Origin of the sequence: Aeromonas sp. 95A (assembly GCF_051919235.1) — a bacterium.
Taxonomy (GTDB): domain Bacteria; phylum Pseudomonadota; class Gammaproteobacteria; order Enterobacterales; family Aeromonadaceae; genus Aeromonas; species Aeromonas veronii.
This window is the reverse complement of sequence record NZ_JBQBFC010000001.1, coordinates 3,910,133-3,927,751: the sequence shown is the minus strand read 5'-3', so window position 1 is coordinate 3,927,751 and position 17,619 is coordinate 3,910,133. Positions and strand designations below refer to the sequence as shown.

At 60.2% G+C, this 17,619-nt stretch carries 18 protein-coding genes; 10 read left to right on the top strand and 8 right to left on the bottom strand.

The genetic code is table 11. From position 1 onward, the window contains the following. Nucleotides 1–9 precede the first annotated feature (9 nt). From efp to ACTG2U_RS17970, 3 genes are all read left to right on the top strand, one after another. A complete protein-coding gene (gene efp / locus ACTG2U_RS17980; RefSeq protein ID WP_005335100.1) occupies nt 10–576 on the top strand; it encodes an elongation factor P in 567 nt (188 codons plus the stop codon). 135 nt (nt 577–711) lie between these two features. Further along, nucleotides 712–1,476 carry a DUF3530 family protein gene (locus ACTG2U_RS17975; RefSeq protein ID WP_429013204.1) on the top strand — a complete coding sequence of 255 codons (765 nt, stop codon included), beginning with the start codon at nt 712–714 and terminating at the stop codon, nt 1,474–1,476. Between the two features lie 143 nt (nt 1,477–1,619). Beyond that, nucleotides 1,620–2,576 (top strand): D-2-hydroxyacid dehydrogenase, encoded by a 957-nt coding sequence (locus ACTG2U_RS17970; RefSeq protein ID WP_005362328.1) that lies wholly within the window; start codon nt 1,620–1,622, stop codon nt 2,574–2,576. Nucleotides 2,577–2,670: 94 nt separating this feature from the next. Here the strand turns inward: ACTG2U_RS17970 and ACTG2U_RS17965 are convergent, their stop codons facing one another. Further along, the gene (locus ACTG2U_RS17965; protein WP_005354064.1) at nt 2,671–3,153 is read right to left on the bottom strand and encodes a YMGG-like glycine zipper-containing protein; all 483 of its coding nucleotides are present in this window, start codon (nt 3,151–3,153) and stop codon (nt 2,671–2,673) included. 247 nt (nt 3,154–3,400) lie between these two features. Then, the gene (locus ACTG2U_RS17960; RefSeq protein ID WP_439974876.1) at nt 3,401–4,951 is read right to left on the bottom strand and encodes a diguanylate cyclase domain-containing protein; all 1,551 of its coding nucleotides are present in this window, start codon (nt 4,949–4,951) and stop codon (nt 3,401–3,403) included. A gap of 248 nt (nt 4,952–5,199) precedes the next feature. Between ACTG2U_RS17960 and ACTG2U_RS17955 the strand changes: the two genes are divergently transcribed. Then, the gene (locus tag ACTG2U_RS17955) at nt 5,200–5,802 is read left to right on the top strand and encodes a nitroreductase family protein (RefSeq protein WP_005348028.1); all 603 of its coding nucleotides are present in this window, start codon (nt 5,200–5,202) and stop codon (nt 5,800–5,802) included. 114 nt (nt 5,803–5,916) lie between these two features. Here the strand turns inward: ACTG2U_RS17955 and ACTG2U_RS17950 are convergent, their stop codons facing one another. Beyond that, nucleotides 5,917–6,564: an HAD-IA family hydrolase gene (locus ACTG2U_RS17950; RefSeq protein WP_257687032.1), complete on the bottom strand. Its 648-nt coding sequence runs from the start codon at nt 6,562–6,564 to the stop codon at nt 5,917–5,919. Between the two features lie 8 nt (nt 6,565–6,572). Beyond that, complete coding sequence (locus ACTG2U_RS17945; protein ID WP_257687033.1) at nt 6,573–6,818, bottom strand: hypothetical protein; 246 nt, start codon at nt 6,816–6,818, stop codon at nt 6,573–6,575. Nucleotides 6,819–6,934: 116 nt separating this feature from the next. On the opposite strand from ACTG2U_RS17945, the gene ACTG2U_RS17940 reads away from it, so the two are divergent. After that, nucleotides 6,935–7,843, top strand: a complete 909-nt coding sequence (locus tag ACTG2U_RS17940) for a LysR family transcriptional regulator (RefSeq protein WP_257687034.1) — start codon at nt 6,935–6,937, stop codon at nt 7,841–7,843. Nucleotides 7,844–7,935: 92 nt separating this feature from the next. Here ACTG2U_RS17940 and ACTG2U_RS17935 read toward each other — a convergent pair whose 3' ends face one another. The 4 genes from ACTG2U_RS17935 to ACTG2U_RS17920 form a co-directional block, all read right to left on the bottom strand. Next, nucleotides 7,936–8,874 (bottom strand): diguanylate cyclase, encoded by a 939-nt coding sequence (locus ACTG2U_RS17935; RefSeq protein ID WP_439974875.1) that lies wholly within the window; start codon nt 8,872–8,874, stop codon nt 7,936–7,938. Nucleotides 8,875–9,073: 199 nt separating this feature from the next. Further along, nucleotides 9,074–9,730, bottom strand: a complete 657-nt coding sequence (locus tag ACTG2U_RS17930; RefSeq protein WP_429013235.1) for an excalibur calcium-binding domain-containing protein — start codon at nt 9,728–9,730, stop codon at nt 9,074–9,076. A gap of 131 nt (nt 9,731–9,861) precedes the next feature. After that, nucleotides 9,862–10,428, bottom strand: a complete 567-nt coding sequence (locus ACTG2U_RS17925; protein WP_429013217.1) for a cysteine hydrolase family protein — start codon at nt 10,426–10,428, stop codon at nt 9,862–9,864. Between the two features lie 49 nt (nt 10,429–10,477). Beyond that, nucleotides 10,478–11,641 (bottom strand): FAD-dependent oxidoreductase, encoded by a 1,164-nt coding sequence (locus ACTG2U_RS17920; protein ID WP_429013220.1) that lies wholly within the window; start codon nt 11,639–11,641, stop codon nt 10,478–10,480. A 265-nt stretch (nt 11,642–11,906) separates the two neighbouring features. Between ACTG2U_RS17920 and miaB the strand changes: the two genes are divergently transcribed. The 5 genes from miaB to lnt all read left to right on the top strand — a co-directional run bounded on the left by miaB (nt 11,907) and on the right by lnt (nt 17,578). After that, nucleotides 11,907–13,340: a tRNA (N6-isopentenyl adenosine(37)-C2)-methylthiotransferase MiaB gene (gene miaB / locus ACTG2U_RS17915; RefSeq protein ID WP_108614268.1), complete on the top strand. Its 1,434-nt coding sequence runs from the start codon at nt 11,907–11,909 to the stop codon at nt 13,338–13,340. A gap of 54 nt (nt 13,341–13,394) precedes the next feature. Further along, nucleotides 13,395–14,444: a PhoH family protein gene (locus ACTG2U_RS17910; protein WP_429013222.1), complete on the top strand. Its 1,050-nt coding sequence runs from the start codon at nt 13,395–13,397 to the stop codon at nt 14,442–14,444. Then, nucleotides 14,441–14,905: an rRNA maturation RNase YbeY gene (gene ybeY, locus ACTG2U_RS17905; RefSeq protein ID WP_005354089.1), complete on the top strand. Its 465-nt coding sequence runs from the start codon at nt 14,441–14,443 to the stop codon at nt 14,903–14,905. The genes ACTG2U_RS17910 and ybeY overlap by 4 nt, the downstream gene beginning before the upstream one ends. A gap of 95 nt (nt 14,906–15,000) precedes the next feature. After that, nucleotides 15,001–15,885 (top strand): CNNM family magnesium/cobalt transport protein CorC, encoded by an 885-nt coding sequence (gene corC / locus ACTG2U_RS17900; RefSeq protein ID WP_005354092.1) that lies wholly within the window; start codon nt 15,001–15,003, stop codon nt 15,883–15,885. Nucleotides 15,886–16,033: 148 nt separating this feature from the next. After that, nucleotides 16,034–17,578, top strand: coding sequence for an apolipoprotein N-acyltransferase (gene lnt / locus ACTG2U_RS17895; protein WP_236316855.1), 1,545 nt, complete (start codon nt 16,034–16,036; stop codon nt 17,576–17,578). Nucleotides 17,579–17,619 lie beyond the last annotated feature (41 nt).

Sequence of the window (17,619 nt, the reverse complement as noted above, 5' to 3'; positions counted from 1 at the left end):
ATTTTTTACATGAAAACCGCACAGGAAATCCGCGCTGGTAACGTAGTCATGATCGGCACCGAGCCGATGGTGGTTCAGAAGGCTGAATTCAACAAATCCGGCCGTAACTCCGCCGTGGTCAAAATGAAGCTGAAGGGCCTGCTGAACGGCAGCGCTACCGAGACCGTCTTCAAGGCCGACGACAAGCTGGACGTAGTTCAGCTGGAACGTAAAGAGTGCACCTACTCCTACTTCTCCGATCCCCTGTATGTCTTTATGGACACCGAGTACAACCAGTACGACGTAGAGAAAGACAACCTGGGTGACGTGCTGAACTACCTGGTAGACGGCATGGAAGATCTGTGTGAAGTGACTTTCTACAACGAGAAAGCCATCTCCGTAGAACTGCCGACCACCATCGTGCGCGAAGTTGAGTACACCGAGCCGGCTGCCCGTGGCGACACCTCCGGTAAAGTGACCAAGCCTGCCCGTCTGAAAGGCACTACCTACGAGCTGGCTGTTGCCGCTTTCGTAGAGATCGGTGACAAGATCGAAATCGATACCCGCACCGGTGAATTCAAGCGTCGCGTCAACTAATTGACCACGTTGAATTGATTGCAAAAAAGCGAGCCTCCGGCTCGCTTTTTTATTGCCTGTTCGCAGCCTAACGCCGCCTCTCCCTTCAGAAAATCCCACCGCCGCCGCTAACCCAGATAACCGGGGGAGCACACTATGGCCAAATTATCCTTATCACTGCTGTTATTGACCATGCTGGCTGGCCATGTCGCGCAGGCGAGCGACGTTGCACCGCCCATCGCGGAGCCACTCCCCCTCGATCACTGGCAAGCGAGCGACTGGAAAGGGCAACCCGAAGCCACCCAGATCGACAAGCAGACTGTGCTGTTTGCCAAGCACGACAGCGACAACTATGTGGGGCTTGCCATCCTGCTGCCCGACTGGCAGCGCAGCGGCCAGCTCTGGCAACTGACCCGCGCCCTCGGCCGACTGGGCTTTGATACCCTGCTGCTGCTCCCCTCTCCCCAACAGACCGAACTGGACCCAGCCGCCGAGAAAAAAGCGAAAAACAGCGATGAGTTTCGCAAGCAGTTTGCCGAGCGGATCAACAAGCTGGCCGATGCCAAGCTGCAGGAGGGGGGCTTCAAGCTGATCCTGGCGCAAGGTACCGGCGCTGCCTGGACAACCAACCTCATCGCTAGCGAACAGTTGCCCGCCCCCGATGCACTGGTGCTACTCGATGGTTTCTTCCCCAATCAGCAGAGCAACCAGACCCTGGCCAAACAGGTGGCTCAGGCGGCCATCCCCACACTCGATCTCTATCAGGAGGATGGCGGTCGCTGGCCCCTGCTGGCCGCCGAGGCCCGCAAAAGCGAGAGCCGCCGCAGCAACAAGCTCAACTATCGCCCCTACGCCCTGATGGAGCTGGAGGAGACCCCCACCCGCATTCAGGGCTGGCTCAACCATCTGGGCTGGCTCTAAACCGGCCGCTAGCGTGGCGCAATAAAGCGCGCAAGCTCACATCTGCCGGATAAAGCCCAGCCATGACACAGCGGCAGGCTGGCCCTGACTGCATCCTCTTTGGCATCATGGCCTCTCGAACCTGAACAATGGCAGGAAGGCCCATGCAGCAGATTGTGTTTCTCGACAGCGATACCCTGGATGCGGGCATCACCCTGCATCACCCCGACTTCCCCCACCACTGGCAGAGCTATCCAAGTACTACCCCGGAGCAGGTGGTGGAACGGCTCAAAGATGCCAGCATCGCTATCATCAACAAAGTACGGATCGGCGCCGCCGAACTGGCCCAGCTGCCGGAGCTCAAACTCATCGCCCTGGCCGCAACCGGCAGCGACAACGTGGATCTGGAAGCGTGCCGCGCCGCCAACGTCGGGGTGTGCAATATCCGCAATTACTCGGGCCCCTCGGTGCCGGAGCACGCCATGGCGCTGATGCTGGCCCTGTCGCGCAACCTCTTCTGCTGGCGCCAGTCGCTGCTGGAGGGACGCTGGCAACAGAGCGGCCAGTTCTGCTTCTTCGACCACAACATCATGGATCTGCACGGCAAGCAGCTTGGTATCATCGGCAAAGGGACGCTCGGACAGGCGCTCGGCGAGCGGGCCAAAGGGATGGGGATGACAGTGCGTTACGCCCAGAGCCAGGTCGGCGCCAGTCACGACGAGGATCGCCTACCCCTCGACGAGTTGCTGCAAAGTTCGGATGTGATCAGCCTGCACTGCCCGCTCACCCCCTACACCCGCAACCTCATTGGCGAGCGGGAGCTGGATCTGATGAAACCGGGCGCCCTGCTGATCAACGTCGGCCGTGGCGGACTGGTGGATGAGGAGGCGCTGCTGCAAGCGTTGGCCAACGGCCGCCTCGGTGGCGCCGGTTTCGATGTGGCGAGCGTCGAACCCCCGCCCCCCGACCATCCCTTGATGAAGGCGCTGCAATACCCCCACTTCATTCTGACCCCTCATGTGGCCTGGGCCAGCGAGGAGTCGATGCAGCGTCTCGCCGATCAGCTGATCGACAACATCAACGCCTTTGCCGCCGGTCGCCGCCAGCACCGGCTGGTGTAACCGCACGAGCGAGTAACCGCAAAATCGAGTGACTACACCATGCAAAACGGGGCCAACAGGCCCCGTTTTGCATGGTGTAGTCACTGCGCGCACATCAATCGTCGTCGTGCCATCTGTGCTTCTTGTGCTTTTTGTACTTCTTGTGGTGCTTGTGATGGTGATGATCGTCGTCATCATCGTAATAGCGATCCTGGCTCTTGTGGCCATCGCCGGTCTTGGCACCGATGGCCGAACCGCTCGCCCCGCCGACCCCGGCGCCGATCAGCTGACCGGTATCACCACCGACACTCTTGCCGATGGCGGCACCGCCCAGCGCCCCCACCGCGCCGCCAAGGGCCGCTTCATTCTTGTTGCCCTTGTTGGCCGTCGCCGCACCACCGGCTGCACCGCCCAACGCAGCCCCCACCAGCGCACCGGTATCGCCACCCAGCTCCTTGCCGATCATGGTGCCCGCCACACCACCTGCACCGCCACCCAAAATGGTATTGAGGGTCTCGGAGGCGTGCACGGTCGTGCTGCCAGCCAGCAAGGCGCCCAGCAGTGCCAGTGCGCGAAGAGCACGCGAATTCATCTCCATGGGTACTCCTGTCAAACCTGATTAATATTCAGCGGCACTATACAAAGCGCCACGGGGTTCGCCAGCCAGCAGAAATGAGGGATGCGACAGTCAATGGCCGCACGGCCACCGCCCAAAATGGAAGAGTAAGTTCAAGCAATTGAATTTAAAGATTAAAATTACCAAAAAGCCAAACTATTACGGCAGGGTGACCCACAATCTGGTTGTCGTGTCCCGGCACAGACCCGCCGCGCTGGGACAAAAGCTGTCAGTCAGCAGCCTCATCCGCCAAATGCCAGCAGTCCCGGCCAGCCTCCTTGCTACGATAAAGGGCTGCATCAGCACGCTCGAAGATGGGGTCGGCGACGGGTGAATGGCAGGCGCCGCCGATACTCAAGGTGACCTGCCCCTTGTGCTCACGCCACTGTTGATGTCGCACCACGTCAAGCAGACAATTGAGCTTCTCCGCCAGCTCATCCTGTGGCGGTTGCAACAGAGCGGCAAACTCATCGCCCCCGATCCGGTAAACCGTGCTCACCCCCAGCACATCAGCAAGGCAATTTGCCACCCGACACAGCACCTGATCGCCGAAGGCATGACCCCGACTGTCATTGAGTCCTTTGAAGTGATCAATATCAAACAGCAGCAGCCAGAAGCGCTCCCCCCTCAGCTCCAGCGCGCTCTTGTGCTGCTCGAAGGCTCGCCGGTTCATGATACCGGTCAGAGGGTCCCGCAACAGCGCATCCTGCCCCTTGAGGAAGCTGGCCCTGACCTGATCGATCTCGTTCAGGCTGCGTCGCACAAACCAGGTATTGGCCTTGGTGATGGGGGGAGAACTCTCCAGATTGCGCACGATACCGGTCAGTGAACCCGACACCAGCGCCTGCTCCTGGCGGAAGATCCGCACCAGCAGACTCAGTGTGCAACACCAGATGGCAAACAGGGAGATCAATGGCAAAACCACCATCTGCAGCGCCTCATAGAGGCTGTTGCGAAACAGCACGGGCGGCTGATAGATATTGAGATCCCAGCCAATGTCCGCCAGCTCGCGCTTAAGGAAAGTGCCATGACACAACACATCCAGACCGAGCCACTGCTGGCCCTGATGCTGCTCGATGGGGTGATCTGCCAGCAGATCCATATTGCTGCCCACCACCAGCTGGCCGCTGTCGCGCAAGGTAAGATAAAGTGCAGCCTGATTGCCACCAACCGTCCGCTGTAGCGCCTGCTGCAGCGAGTCGAACGACATGTCGACCATCAGCAGCCCCAGCAGTTGCCCCTGATCGTCCCGCACCCGTTTGATCAGGCTGAGTATCAGTTTATTGGTATTGTATTCAGGATAGGGGCCAAACCAGACGAGCTCGTCGCCCGGCATGGTGGTCACCTGATACCAGGGTCGCAGCGCCGCCTGATAACCGGGGGGCGGTAGCCAGTCCGGGTAGCTGTCGATACGATCCGCGTTCAGGTTGTAAAAGTAGATGTAGTGGTTACCTGGTTTGATCTTGTGCGCAATGGCCCAGATGGGGGAGTCGGCCAGCCCGCCGCGAGCGATCTTCTCCTTGTCGAGCGAAGCCTCCAGCACTGCCAGTTGCCGCTCATTGACCTTCACCATCTCGTGGATCAGGGACGCTTCAACGGAGGATGCCATGTGGCCGAAACCGGATACCGTCATGTCGATATCCCTCAGATAGCTGGCAATAGCCATGATGATCGTCACTATCAGGATCATCAAACCAATCAATGCAGAGAGGGGGACCAGCACATAGTAGCGTTTATTGAGATACGAACGGCTCACATCACATCCGAACCAAGAAAACATACGGGGATTGTGGGAGAGAAAGGAGAGTGAATCATTGATTAATATCACTTTCGCGCCCCTTAAATGACATTTCCAACATTAACGAAACTTCAAGGTTCGCAAACGAATATCAACTGACAGGAAAAACGCTAGTTACCCCGGGTTAACCCCGCTCTGCATCGCGGGTGTTATAGTCTATACCTGATTCGGCAGGCGCTGGACAAACCGTCCATCACCGGCTGCAACGCCAAGCAGAACAAGGAGATGTTATGAGCAGTCCGTTTATCGAACAGATCAAAGCACGTCGTACCATCTATGCCCTGGGCGACCAGGTGTCCCATACACCGGAGCAGCTGACGGCCCTGATCCAGGATGCCATCAGGCACAGCCCCTCCTCCTTCAACTCCCAGAGCTCCCGTGCCGTCATCCTGTTTGGCGCCCAGCATCACAAGCTGTGGGATATCGTCAAAGCCGAGCTGAAAAAGATTGTGCCGCCGGAAGCCTACGCCCAGAGTGAGGCCAAGGTAGATGGCAGCTTTCGCGCAGGCTTTGGTACCGTGCTGTTCTTCGAAGACACCGACGTCATCAAGGATCTGCAGCAAAAATTCGCCCTCTACGCAGACAACTTCCCCATCTGGTCGGAACATGCCACCGGCATCGCCCAGTTTGCGGTCTGGACAACGCTGGCGCAGGAGAAAGTCGGTGCCTCCCTGCAGCACTACAACCCGCTGATCGACGAGGCGGTACGCAAGGAGTGGAACCTGCCCGCCAGCTGGCTGCTGCGTGCCCAGATGCCCTTTGGCAGCATCAAGCAACCGGCCGGCGACAAGACCTTTATCGACGACGCTACCCGTTTCCGTGTTTTCAAATAACCGTTGAGAAAGCAAAACGCCCCCGCATCTCGGGGGCGTTTTTATTGCGGCATACAGTGTTGATGGCGATGGTTCATACCGCAATCTGCGGTCATAACGCGCTCTATCCACCGCTCAGGTGGGCAGCGTCACCAGCAGGGACGCCTCCCCCGACTCCACCTTCACCTCGCACCAGTCGCAGATCACCGCCACCACCGCCGGATTGAGCGGCGCATCGCCCCCTACCTGCACCACGGTGCAACCTGCACGCAGGGCACTCTCGATACCGGCCGGGGCATCCTCGAACACCAAGCAACGAGCGGGCGAGACGCCAAGCCGTTCAGCCCCCAGCAGATAGGGCTCGGGATCGGGTTTGCCATTGACCACCTCTTCGGCCCCCACCAGTACGTGGGGCAGCGGCAAACCGGCACAACTCAGGCGATGGCGGGCAACCCGCTCACTGGCGGAGGTCACGATGGCCCAAAGCTCTGGCGGCAAACAGTGCAGCAACTCGCCAGCCCCAGCGATGGCGTCTCCGCCGGTATGCAGCATCTCCAGCTCGTCGAGCCGCGCCGCTTCCAGCTCCACATCCAGCTGCGGGGCCAACGCCCGGATCACCTCACGTGAGCGCATACCGTGGCACATCGCCAGTACCGGCTCGGGGGCAAGCTGATGATGCTGACACCAGAGCCGCCACACCTTCTCCACATCGCCTATCGAGCAGACCAGGGTGCCATCCATATCGAGCAGCAGGGCGGATACCGACAGGGTGATCGTGTTCATGTCGGTAATCATGCCGATACTCCCGCCAGCTCAGGCTCAGCCCCCTGCTGCGCATCGGCAAAAGCCTGCTGCTGGGCGGCACGTTCATAACAGGCGAGCGCCTGTTCGGCGCTGCCTGCCCACACCTGCAGCGGGCCGACCACAAACCCCTGTTGCAACAGGCTGGCGAGCAGCTCCCCCGTCTCCGGGGCCGCCAACGGCTGAGCCAGCACCAGCTTGCCCTTGATCAAAAAAAGATAACGTTGAGTGGACATGATATGGCTCCTTGTTCCGGTTCAGAGGAGGACGATTCCCCCCTTGCCGAGCCATTAGAACAAGGCGATTAGATAATTTATAATCAATAAATCGCCACTTTGGATAACAAATTGGAATGAAATTCGACTTGAGGCAACTGCAGGCGTTTGTGACGCTGGCCGACACCGCCAACTACCGGGAAGCGGCCAGCCGCCTCTTTATCACCCAGCCGGCCCTCACCAAGCAGATCCAGGGGCTGGAGCAGACGCTGGGCTGCACCCTGTTCAAACGGGGCCGCCACGGCGCCGAGCTGACGGCGCTCGGCGCCCAGCTGCTCACTCAGGCAAGCGCACTGGTCAAACACGGCAGGGAGTTTGAACGTCACGCGCTGGCGGTGGCGAGTGGCGTGGCCGGTCGGCTCAAGATTGGGTTTGGCCTGTCGAGCTTTGCGCTTGCACCCTCGCTGGTCGCCCGCTTCAAGCAGCAGGTCCCGGACGTGATGGTCCATCTGCAGGATATGCCCTCCGCGATCCAGCAGGAGCAGCTGCTCTCCGGCCAGCTCCAGCTTGGCTTTATGCGCCGTCCCGAGCTGCCGCAGTTGCGCGAGCACAGGTTGCTGATCGACCGGCTGGTGCTGGCGGTGCCGACACGAATGACCGAACCAGACCCGGCCGCATTCGACGTCCAGCAGGCACTGACCAGTCAACCCCTGTTGCAGATGGTGGGCCACCGCTGCCCCGGGCTCAGCCAGCAGATCGCCGGTTTTCTCGGCGCCAATCGGCTGACCGGCATGGTCCAAGAGGCCGAAGATATCCAGACGCTGGTGGCGTTGGTTGCGGCGGGCATCGGCAACGCCATCCTGCCACGCAGCGTCAGCTTTATCGCAGGGCCCGATGTCACCCTCTATCCTCTCTCTGGTCCCAGCTCCGAGTGGGAGGTCAGCATGGTATGGAATCCGGACTTTGCCGACCCCATCCGGGATCACTTCGTCAGGCAGGTGATCGCCAGCCATCCCCTGCCGATGTCGGCCACGCCCGAGCGCTGAAACCAACGCTCGCTGGTAGCTAACATCGTGCCACGTCAAAACAGTGCTCCCCCATCAAGGGGGCGCATGCAGGACAAAAGCGGCAATGCGGCTCAACAGCTGGCGCAGTGGCTACGGTTTTTACCCGCCCCCTTGGCGCAATAAAGCGCCGCATCGGCCGCGGCCAGCAACGCCCCTTCTCCCTCCAGCAGTTGCTCAGCCGTGTAGGTGGCAATGCCAATGCTGGCGCTAAGCTGAATATTATTTGCCACCACGATGTCGAGATCGTTGATGGCCTGGCGGATCTCCTCTCCAATCCGCTGGGCCGCATCTCTATCAGTATTGCCGAGGATCAGGGCAAACTCGTCACCACCAAAACGGCAGGGCAGATCCGCCGGACGCTGGCAGAAGGATTGCAGAAGATGGCCCACCAGCTGGAGGGATCCATCCCCCATCTGATGACCAAGATGGTCATTGCACGCCTTGAAGTTATCCAGATCCAGCATGATGAGGGAGAGCGGGGTATGTTCACGCATGCTGCGCCGCCACTCGTTATGCAAAAAGCTGTTGAACAGCCGCCGATTGGCCAGTCCGGTCAAGGGATCATGTTGGGAGAGGCTGGCAACTTCCAGCTCCAGCAGCTTGCGCTCGGTGATATTGATATGGGCGATGGAAAAATACTCGGCGTCAAGTCCGGGTACCGGCGCGACTCGCATCATAAACCAGCGATGGGTGTCGGGGCTGTGGCAGGGGTATTCCAGATAGAACTTCTCCTGCTGATGACGGATAACCCGGAGGATCCCCTCCACGGCAGCCAATCCCGAGGGCTCGGATTCAGCGTCACAAGCCCCCATGTAATTGACCCCAATCCAGTTATATCCCTTGGGCATGCCGTTTTGCTCGGCAAACAGATCCCAGGCGAGATTGGTGTAATGGATCACGCCATCCCGATCTATCACCGATATCTGGTCTTCCAGCGAATCCAGCAGCGCAGCCAGATAATGAGCCCGCTCGGAGAAGTGACTTCGCGGCCTCTGTATATCATCCACCATGATGGCCATCCTGTGGCAAAAGTGGCATACCGCCATCTATTAACAATTAAGTTAGCAGATAGAGTAAAGCACCCCGTTCCCACTTAGCCAACTGAGACCAAATTTCACCATCGAACATCATCCGGCAAGGTTTCAGGCCAGTTTCCCTGTTCCGGATAACAAGAGCACATCATGATCATATGTATCTGATAAGTCACATTTAATGACCACACCACTGATTTTCACAGGGGATGCCATCTCCTTCCCCATCCATCTTGGTACCAGGGCAGTTTTGTAAAAACCAGGTTGCCTCCTCGCAGGAGGTCATCTGGGAGCAATGTTGCCGACCATCACACTGGCGAATAAAGGTCGTTGCCTGTGGCGTGCTGACCTCCTCCTGATTGAAAGAGGAGACCGGCAATGGCGCCATCGACTCGGCCGAGAAACGGGAATAGATGGAAAAGAGGCCGACGAGCACCAGCAGAGGGATCAATTTGCCACTCCAGCTGCTCTTGCGACGTCGATAGGGGTTACTCCGCTCTCTGGTAGAAGTGGGTCGTGGCGGCTGACTTGCCGCCCGAAACGATGGCGCCGCCGATGATGCGGCCGACGGCACGGCATCCGCCAACGTGAGCGGGCGATCGGGGAAAAAGACCTGTAACGCCCTCGGTTTGCCATCCTGGCCACTGCCGATCAGATAGGTGACACGCTCCCCCGGCTCTGGCACGCGGCCATCTGATTGCAGCGCCGTAACATGCACAAACAGCCCTGCACCGCGTGATCCATTGATTGTCTGCTCGGCGCCATTTTGCTCCGGCGTAATAAATCCAAAGCCGCGCGCCTCGTTCCAGCTCGCGATCCGTCCCTGATAACGCATCTGTCCATCCTTGTTGTTATCCATGTAGCACTATATTGCCCGACAATCATGTTGCCCAAAAGCGCTGCGGCCCGACAGGGGGCCGCAGAGTCAATCTCAACACGGTGATCGGGCGCAGCCTGCGTTAAGGATCAAGCCAGCTGGGACACCTTGATGATCTCGGCGATGCGACCCAGCATCCGCAGCGAGGTGTGATGCTCGGTGGCATCTGCGGCGGCGCAGGCATCCTCCAGAATGGTGATGGCGTAGTCGCGATCGTGACCATCCCGCGCTGCCGCCTGAATGGCCCAGCTGGTGCTCACCCCGCACAGATAGAGGTGGTCGATGTGATTGGCCCGCAGCGCAGGCTCCAGCGCCGTGCCATAGAAGGGACTGACCCTCGGCTTGGTCAGCACCAGATCGCCGGGCTGCACATCCAGATCAGGATGAAAGTCGGTGCCGCTGTCAGCCAAAGAGAGCGCCCCCAACTGGTGAGCGCGACCAAACATGGGAGACCCCTTGGGTTGCAGCTGATAGCCGCCGTCAAAGCCCACCTTGATCAGCACTACCAGCCAGCCGTTGGCGCGGGCATGGGCCAGCGCCTGATTGGCATGCGCAATGGCATTCTGCTCCAGCACATGGGCTGCGGAGGCGGCAATGCGCCCGTCGGGGTGGGCAATATCGTTGATAAAATCGATCACCAGCAGTGCCTTGTTCATCACCTTTGCTCCTTCGCGCATTCAGCCCGTGCTATCTGGTTTCTACCTGTCAAACCAGCCCCAGTGCATAGCGCAGCGCCATCTCCTTTAAGGGGCCAGCTTTATCCGCCAGATTGAGTGCCAGATTGCGGGCCAGCTTGAGGGGGCCAATCTCGTTGCTGAACACCCCGTAGAAGAGATCCATCCCCGACTGCATCAGCAGGTTGTCGGGACGGCGCCGCTGCTCGTAACGCTCGGCCAACGCCAGTTGATGCCAGTCGGCGCCAGCTCCTTGCAGCAGATCAGTCCAGCAGGCCACATCCTTGAAGCCAAGGTTGACCCCCTGCCCCGCCAGCGGGTTGATGGTGTGGGCAGCATCGCCAAGCAACACCACCCGACCGGCGTGATAGTCGTTGGCGTGGCGGCGCACCAGCGGGAAGCTCCCCTTGCCGCTGACGGTAAATCCGCCGAGCCGGCTTGGGAAGTGGCGGCGCACTTCGGCTGCAAGCCCTTCGTTGCTCATGGCCGCCAGCGCGCGGATACGGGCCGGGCTGTCATACCACACCAGAGAGCCGTGCTGGCCTGGTAGTGGCAGGAAGGCGCGCGGGCCGCTCGGGGTGAACTGCTGCCAGGTGATATCTTCCTGCGCAAAGTCGGTGTCGATATTGATCAGCATGCAGTGCTGGCGGTACTCGAAGCGCGATACGCCGATACCAGCCAGCTTGCGGGTGTGGGATTCGGCACCGTCGCAAGCCAGCACCCAACGTGCGGCCAGCTCGGTGCTGTCGTCCAGAGTCAGCACAGCTTCATCCGCACTCTGGCGCAGGCTGGTCACCGCCGCCGGGGTGTGGGTCTGGATGGTGGGAAAATCCTCCATCCGTTTGAGCAGGGCGAGCTGCACCAACCGGTTTTCGATGATGTAGCCGAGCTGGGGCAGACCGAGATCGGCGGCATTGAAGCGGGTGGCAAATCCGTCCAGCTCCCAGGTCTCCAGCCGGCGGTAGGGGCAGAGCCGCATCTGTTGCAGATGGTGCCAGGCACCGGCCTGCTCCAGCAGCGCCACCGAGGCCTGACTGATGGCGGAGACCCGCAGATCCAGCGGCTGCTCCGGCGCGTAATGCTCCGGCAGTTGGGTCTCGATGACCCGCACCGAGAGGCCCTGAGCCGCCAGCAGACAGGCGGTGGCGGCGCCCACCATGCCGGCGCCGACGATGGCGATATCACACTGTTCCATACATTTATTCCTGAAAGGGTGCGTCCGGCGACAACGCCCGGACGTGAACCGGATGGCTGCATGATAGCGCAAGGGCGGCTGATAAACAGTGAGACAAACGGGGAATTGCTGCGTCAAATCAAGGAGAAAGCTTATTGAGCTTGCTGGCAACAGGTATCGGGTGAGCACCATTGCCAGCTGGATATTAGCTAGGCAGTATCCAGATTGCGGAGTAAAATGCGCGGTCCTTTGACCATGCCGATTTCAAAACAAGTCAAGAGAAGCAATGAGCAAGAAACTTCACATTAAAACCTGGGGTTGCCAGATGAACGAGTATGACTCGTCCAAAATGGCCGACCTGTTGGATGCCAGCAATGGCTACACCCTTACCGAAGAGCCCGAAGAGGCAGATGTCTTGCTGCTCAATACCTGCTCCATCCGCGAAAAGGCGCAGGAGAAGGTGTTCCACCAGCTGGGACGCTGGAAAAAGCTCAAGGCCAAAAAGCCCGGTCTGGTGATCGGCGTGGGTGGCTGCGTTGCCTCTCAGGAGGGCGATGCGATTCGCCAACGCGCTCCCTATGTGGATATCGTGTTCGGCCCGCAGACCCTGCATCGCCTGCCCGCCATGATCAAGGAAGTGCAAGAGGGCCATGGTGCCCAGGTTGATATCGCCTTCCCCGAGATCGAAAAATTCGACAGCCTGCCCGAACCGCGCGCCGAAGGGGCCACCGCGTTCGTCTCCATCATGGAAGGCTGCTCCAAATACTGTACTTACTGCGTGGTGCCCTACACCCGCGGTGAAGAGGTGAGCCGTCCGCTGGACGACGTGCTCTACGAAATCGCCCAGCTCGCCCAGCAGGGCGTGCGCGAAGTGAACCTGCTCGGCCAGAACGTCAACGCCTACCGCGGCCCGACCTTTGATGGCGGCATCTGCACCTTCGCCGAGTTGCTGCGTCTGGTGGCCGCCATCGACGGTATCGATCGCATTCGCTACACCACCAGCCACCCGATCGAGTTCACCGACGACATCATCGAAGTCTACAAAGACACCCCTGAAGTGGTCAGCTTCCTGCACCTGCCGGTGCAGAGCGGCTCCGACCGTATTCTGACCATGATGAAGCGCCCGCACACCATCCTGGAGTACAAATCCAAGATCCGTCGCCTGCGTGCCGCCCGTCCCGACATCACCATCAGCTCCGACTTCATCGTTGGCTTCCCGAATGAGACGGACGAAGACTTTGAAGCGACCATGAAGCTGATCGAGGATGTGGGTTTCGACATGAGCTTCAGCTTCATCTTCAGCCCGCGCCCGGGCACCCCGGCCGCCGACATGCCCGACGATGTCGACATGGAAGTGAAGAAAGCCCGTCTGGCCCGCCTGCAGCACGTCATCAACAACCAGGCGATGCAGATTGGCCGTGCCATGCTGGGCACCACCCAGCGCATCCTGGTGGAAGGGCCCTCCAAGCTCGACCCGATGCAGCTGTGTGGTCGCACCGAGAACAACCGAGTGGTCAACTTCGAAGGCCAGCACACCCTGATCGGCGGCTTTGCCGACGTGGAGATCACCGAGGTGCGTCCCAACTCCCTGCGCGGCAAGTTCATCCGCGGCGAGAGCGAGATGAACCTGCGGATCGCCACCGCACCGAGCGAAATCCTGGCCCGTCGCCCGGATAACGTACCGGACGAGCTGGGCGTTGCCGCCTTCACTCCCCATTAATCCCCTCCTCCCCATTCGCCCGGCGGATGGGGAGCGCCTTGAGACGAGGATATTTTGAGCCGACACATCTCGACCCTGAATCTGCATCTGGAGCCCGCCGACAACCAGCGCCTTGCCAGCCTGTGCGGCCCCTTCGATGACAACATCAAGCAGCTGGAGCGCCGCCTCGGCGTCGAGATCAGCTACCGTGACAGCCACTTCCAGTTGGTGGGCAAACCGGCCCAGCTGGATGCCACCGCCGTCATCCTCAAGCACCTCTATGTGGAAACCCAGCCCCTCAAGGGTGGCAAGGTGACCGACATCACCCCCGACATGGTCCATCTGGCCATTCAGGAGTCGCGGGTGCTGGAGCAGGATGACGAACCGGCGCCGAGCATCCCCTATGGCAAGGAGGTGACGGTCAAGACCAAGCGCGGTCTCATCAAACCACGCAGCCCCAATCAGGCCCAATACATCGCCAATATCGTGCGCCACGACATCTGCTTCGGCATCGGCCCGGCCGGTACCGGCAAGACCTATCTGGCGGTCGCGGCAGCCGTGGATGCCCTGGAGCGTCAGGAAATTCGCCGCATTTTGCTGACCCGTCCGGCGGTGGAAGCGGGGGAGAAGCTGGGCTTCCTGCCCGGCGATCTCTCCCAGAAGGTGGATCCTTACCTGCGCCCCCTCTACGACGCCCTGTTCGAGATGCTGGGCTTTGAGCGGGTCGAGAAGCTGATGGAGCGCAACATCATCGAGGTGGCGCCGCTCGCCTATATGCGCGGAAGAACCCTCAATGACGCCTTTATCATTCTCGATGAGGCCCAGAACACCACCACCGAGCAGATGAAGATGTTCCTCACCCGGATCGGCTTCAACTCCAAGGCAGTGGTCACCGGTGACATCACCCAGGTAGACCTGCCGCGCAACGCCAAATCCGGCCTGCGCCACGCGCTGGAAGTGCTGCCAGGGGTCGATGGTCTGTCGTTCAACTTCTTCGAGTCCAAAGACGTGGTGCGCCACCCGGTGGTGGCCCGCATCGTGCAGGCCTATGAGGCATTCGACGCCAAGCAGGCAGCCGAGAAGGTGGCCGGCCAAGCAAACACCAGCAAAGAGAGCGAGCAATGAGCGTAACCCTGGATCTGCAACTGGCCAGTGCCAGCACCGACGGCCTGCCCACCGAAGCCCAGTTGCAAGGCTGGCTCGACGGCACCATTCTCGGCTTCCAACAGGAGGCAGAAGTGACGGTGCGTATCGTCGACGAGGCGGAGAGCAACGAGCTCAATCTCACCTATCGCGGCAAGGACAAGCCCACCAACGTGCTCTCCTTCCCGTTCGAGGCGCCACCCGGTCTGGAGCTGCCGCTGCTCGGCGATCTGGTGATCTGCCGTCAGGTGGTAGAGCGCGAGGCCGAGGAGCAGGGCAAGCCCTTGATGGCCCACTGGGCCCACATGGTTGTGCACGGCAGTCTGCATCTGCTAGGTTATGACCATATCGAGGATGAGGAAGCCGAAGAGATGGAAGCGCTTGAGCGCGACATCATGCAGGAGCTCGGTTTTGCCGATCCTTATCTGAACGACGAAGAGTAAAAGGCCGGACGGTCATCGTCTTGAAACAGCAGATGACCATCCTTATATAACCCGAACTATTTCAAGTGTGTTCATACGAGTAACCAAGAGAGAAAATGACCGACGATCACCCTAGTACCGGCTCGCCGAAGAAAACCTGGCTCGACAAACTCAGCCAACTCTTCCAGGGCGAGCCAAAAGACCGCAATGATTTGGTAGACGTGATAGCCGATGCCGAAGAGCGCGACCTCATCGATCAGGACACCAAGGACATGATCGAGGGGGTGCTGGAGATCGCCGATCTTCGCGTGCGCGATATCATGATCCCCCGCTCCCAGATGGTGACCATCGAGAAGTCCCAGCCGGTGGATGCAATACTGCCGGTGATCATCGAGTCCGGCCACTCCCGCTTCCCGGTGATCAACGAGGACAAGGATCATGTGGAGGGCATTCTGCTCGCCAAGGATCTGCTCCCCTTCGGGTTTGGCGGCCATCACGCCAGCGAGCCGCTGCAGCTCGAGAAAATCTTGCGCCCCACGGTGATCGTGCCGGAAAGCAAACGGGTTGACCGTCTGCTCAAGGAGTTCCGTGAAGAGCGCTACCACATGGCCATCGTGGTCGACGAATTTGGTGGCGTCTCCGGTCTGGTGACCATCGAAGACATACTGGAACTGATCGTTGGCGAGATCGACGACGAGTTTGACGACATCGAGGATGAGCCGGACGAAATCCGCCGCCTCAGCAAGCGGGTCTTCTCCATCAGTGCCCTGACCGAGATCGAGGATTTCAACGACTTCTTCGGCACCAAATTCAGCGATGAAGAGGTGGATACGGTAGGCGGTCTGGTGATGCACGCCTTCAGCCACCTGCCCAAGAAGGGCGAGGAGATCGAGCTGGATGGCTACCTGTTCAAGGTGATGCATGCCGACCGGCGCCGTCTGCAGCAGCTGCAGGTGAAGATCCCCGAGCACCACGCGGCGGCGCAATCCGAGCCGCAATAGGCAGATCCGCTCGATGTGTGAAACAACGCCCCGACCTCGGGGCGTTGTGCTCTCTGCCACCGGCATCGAGGCTCGCCGTTGCCCCGCTTACAGGTTAAGATACCGGCCATTCGACCCCAGTTTCACACCAAGACGAGCACCATCGCCCGTGAGATTATCCCCTGTTACTTCCAAAATTCTGTTAAGCCTCAGTGCATTGGCCTCTGGTGCCATCGCCGTGCTGGCCTTCTCCCCCTTCGGCTACTGGCCGCTGGTGATCCCTTCCCTGCTCGGCCTCTACGCCCTGCTGGACAAAGCCACGCCGAAACAGGCCGCCTGGCGCGGTTTTGGCTACGCCATGGGACTCTTTTTGCCGGGGCTGTGGTGGATCCACGTCAGCATGACCGAGTTTGGCGGTATCCCGCTGCCGGTCGCCTTCGTGCTGCTGGCCGGGCTCTCCGCCTATCTGGCCCTCTACCCGACGCTCGCCTGCTGGGTCTTTGCCCGCTTCTTTGGCGGCCGTCACTGGAGCCGCTGGCTGCTCGCCTTCCCGGCCCTGTGGTTGGTGGCTGACTGGCTACGTGGCTGGGTGATGACTGGCTTTCCCTGGCTCTGGTTTGGTTACAGCCAGATCGACGGCCCCCTCAAGGGCTTTGCCCCCATTCTCGGGGTGCAGGGCATCACCCTCGCCCTGTTGCTGTCCACCTCCGCTATCTGGCTGGTGTGGAAATCCCGCTCCCCGCTCTGGCTGGCGGTGCCTGCCCTGCTGGTGGCAGGTGCTCACGGTCTGATGCAGCTCAACTGGGTGACCCGTGGCGAGCCGGTCAAGGTGGCACTGGTGCAGGGCAATATCGCCCAGTCCCTCAAGTGGGATCCAGAGGCGCTGGCCCCCACGGTGCGCACCTATCAGGACTTGAGCCGCGAGAATCAGGATGCCGACATCATCATCTGGCCAGAATCGGCGATCCCGGCCATCGAGAAGGCGATGGGTCCCTATCTGGAGAATCTGGACAAGGCGATGAAGGTGAACGATACCGGCCTGCTGGCGGGGATCATTCACTACGACGAGCAGCAACAGCGCTTCTACAATACCGTGCTCGGCATGGGGGTGCAGGATGCGGATGGAAAGGAGTCCTACTTCTACAACCACTCCAACCGCTACAACAAATACCACCTGCTGCCCATCGGCGAGTTCGTGCCGTTTGAAGATCTGCTGCGCCCCATCGCCCCCTTCTTCAACCTGCCGATGTCCTCCTTCAGCCGGGGTGACGAAGTGCAGCCCAACCTGATCGCCAAAGGGCTCAAGTTTGCCGCCGCCATCTGCTACGAGATCATCTTCCCGGAGGAGGTGCGCCGCAACGTCAATGCCGATACCGACTTCCTGCTGACCGTCTCCAACGATGCCTGGTTCGGTACCAGCATCGGCCCCTGGCAGCATATGGAGATCGCCCGGATGCGCGCGCTGGAGCTGGCTCGTCCGCTGCTGCGCGACACCAACACCGGCATCACTATCGTTACCGAGATCGACGGCAGCATCATCGGCCAGATCCCGCAGTTTGAAGCGGGCGTGCTGCGCAGCGAGGTGCGTCCCGCCCACGGCGAGACCCCCTACATGCGCTTTGGCAGCTGGCCCCTCTACGGCCTGACCGTGCTGCTGCTGGGTCTGGCGCTGGCGCTGCGTCCCAAGGCTCACCCCTGGGCCCGCGAGCTGTAATGGCCACCCCCAACCCCCGATAAACAACGAGGCGCCCACAG

Coding starts and splice junctions, on each gene's coding strand:
- efp (WP_005335100.1), top strand. CDS start 10: ATGAAAACCGCACAGGAAATCCGCGCTGGTAACGTAGTCATGATCGGC.
- ACTG2U_RS17975 (WP_429013204.1), top strand. CDS start 712: ATGGCCAAATTATCCTTATCACTGCTGTTATTGACCATGCTGGCTGGC.
- ACTG2U_RS17970 (WP_005362328.1), top strand. CDS start 1,620: ATGCAGCAGATTGTGTTTCTCGACAGCGATACCCTGGATGCGGGCATC.
- ACTG2U_RS17965 (WP_005354064.1), bottom strand. CDS start 3,153: ATGGAGATGAATTCGCGTGCTCTTCGCGCACTGGCACTGCTGGGCGCC.
- ACTG2U_RS17960 (WP_439974876.1), bottom strand. CDS start 4,951: ATGTTTTCTTGGTTCGGATGTGATGTGAGCCGTTCGTATCTCAATAAA.
- ACTG2U_RS17955 (WP_005348028.1), top strand. CDS start 5,200: ATGAGCAGTCCGTTTATCGAACAGATCAAAGCACGTCGTACCATCTAT.
- ACTG2U_RS17950 (WP_257687032.1), bottom strand. CDS start 6,564: ATGAACACGATCACCCTGTCGGTATCCGCCCTGCTGCTCGATATGGAT.
- ACTG2U_RS17945 (WP_257687033.1), bottom strand. CDS start 6,818: ATGTCCACTCAACGTTATCTTTTTTTGATCAAGGGCAAGCTGGTGCTG.
- ACTG2U_RS17940 (WP_257687034.1), top strand. CDS start 6,935: ATGAAATTCGACTTGAGGCAACTGCAGGCGTTTGTGACGCTGGCCGAC.
- ACTG2U_RS17935 (WP_439974875.1), bottom strand. CDS start 8,874: ATGGTGGATGATATACAGAGGCCGCGAAGTCACTTCTCCGAGCGGGCT.
- ACTG2U_RS17930 (WP_429013235.1), bottom strand. CDS start 9,730: ATGCGTTATCAGGGACGGATCGCGAGCTGGAACGAGGCGCGCGGCTTT.
- ACTG2U_RS17925 (WP_429013217.1), bottom strand. CDS start 10,428: ATGAACAAGGCACTGCTGGTGATCGATTTTATCAACGATATTGCCCAC.
- ACTG2U_RS17920 (WP_429013220.1), bottom strand. CDS start 11,641: ATGGAACAGTGTGATATCGCCATCGTCGGCGCCGGCATGGTGGGCGCC.
- miaB (WP_108614268.1), top strand. CDS start 11,907: ATGAGCAAGAAACTTCACATTAAAACCTGGGGTTGCCAGATGAACGAG.
- ybeY (WP_005354089.1), top strand. CDS start 14,441: ATGAGCGTAACCCTGGATCTGCAACTGGCCAGTGCCAGCACCGACGGC.
- corC (WP_005354092.1), top strand. CDS start 15,001: ATGACCGACGATCACCCTAGTACCGGCTCGCCGAAGAAAACCTGGCTC.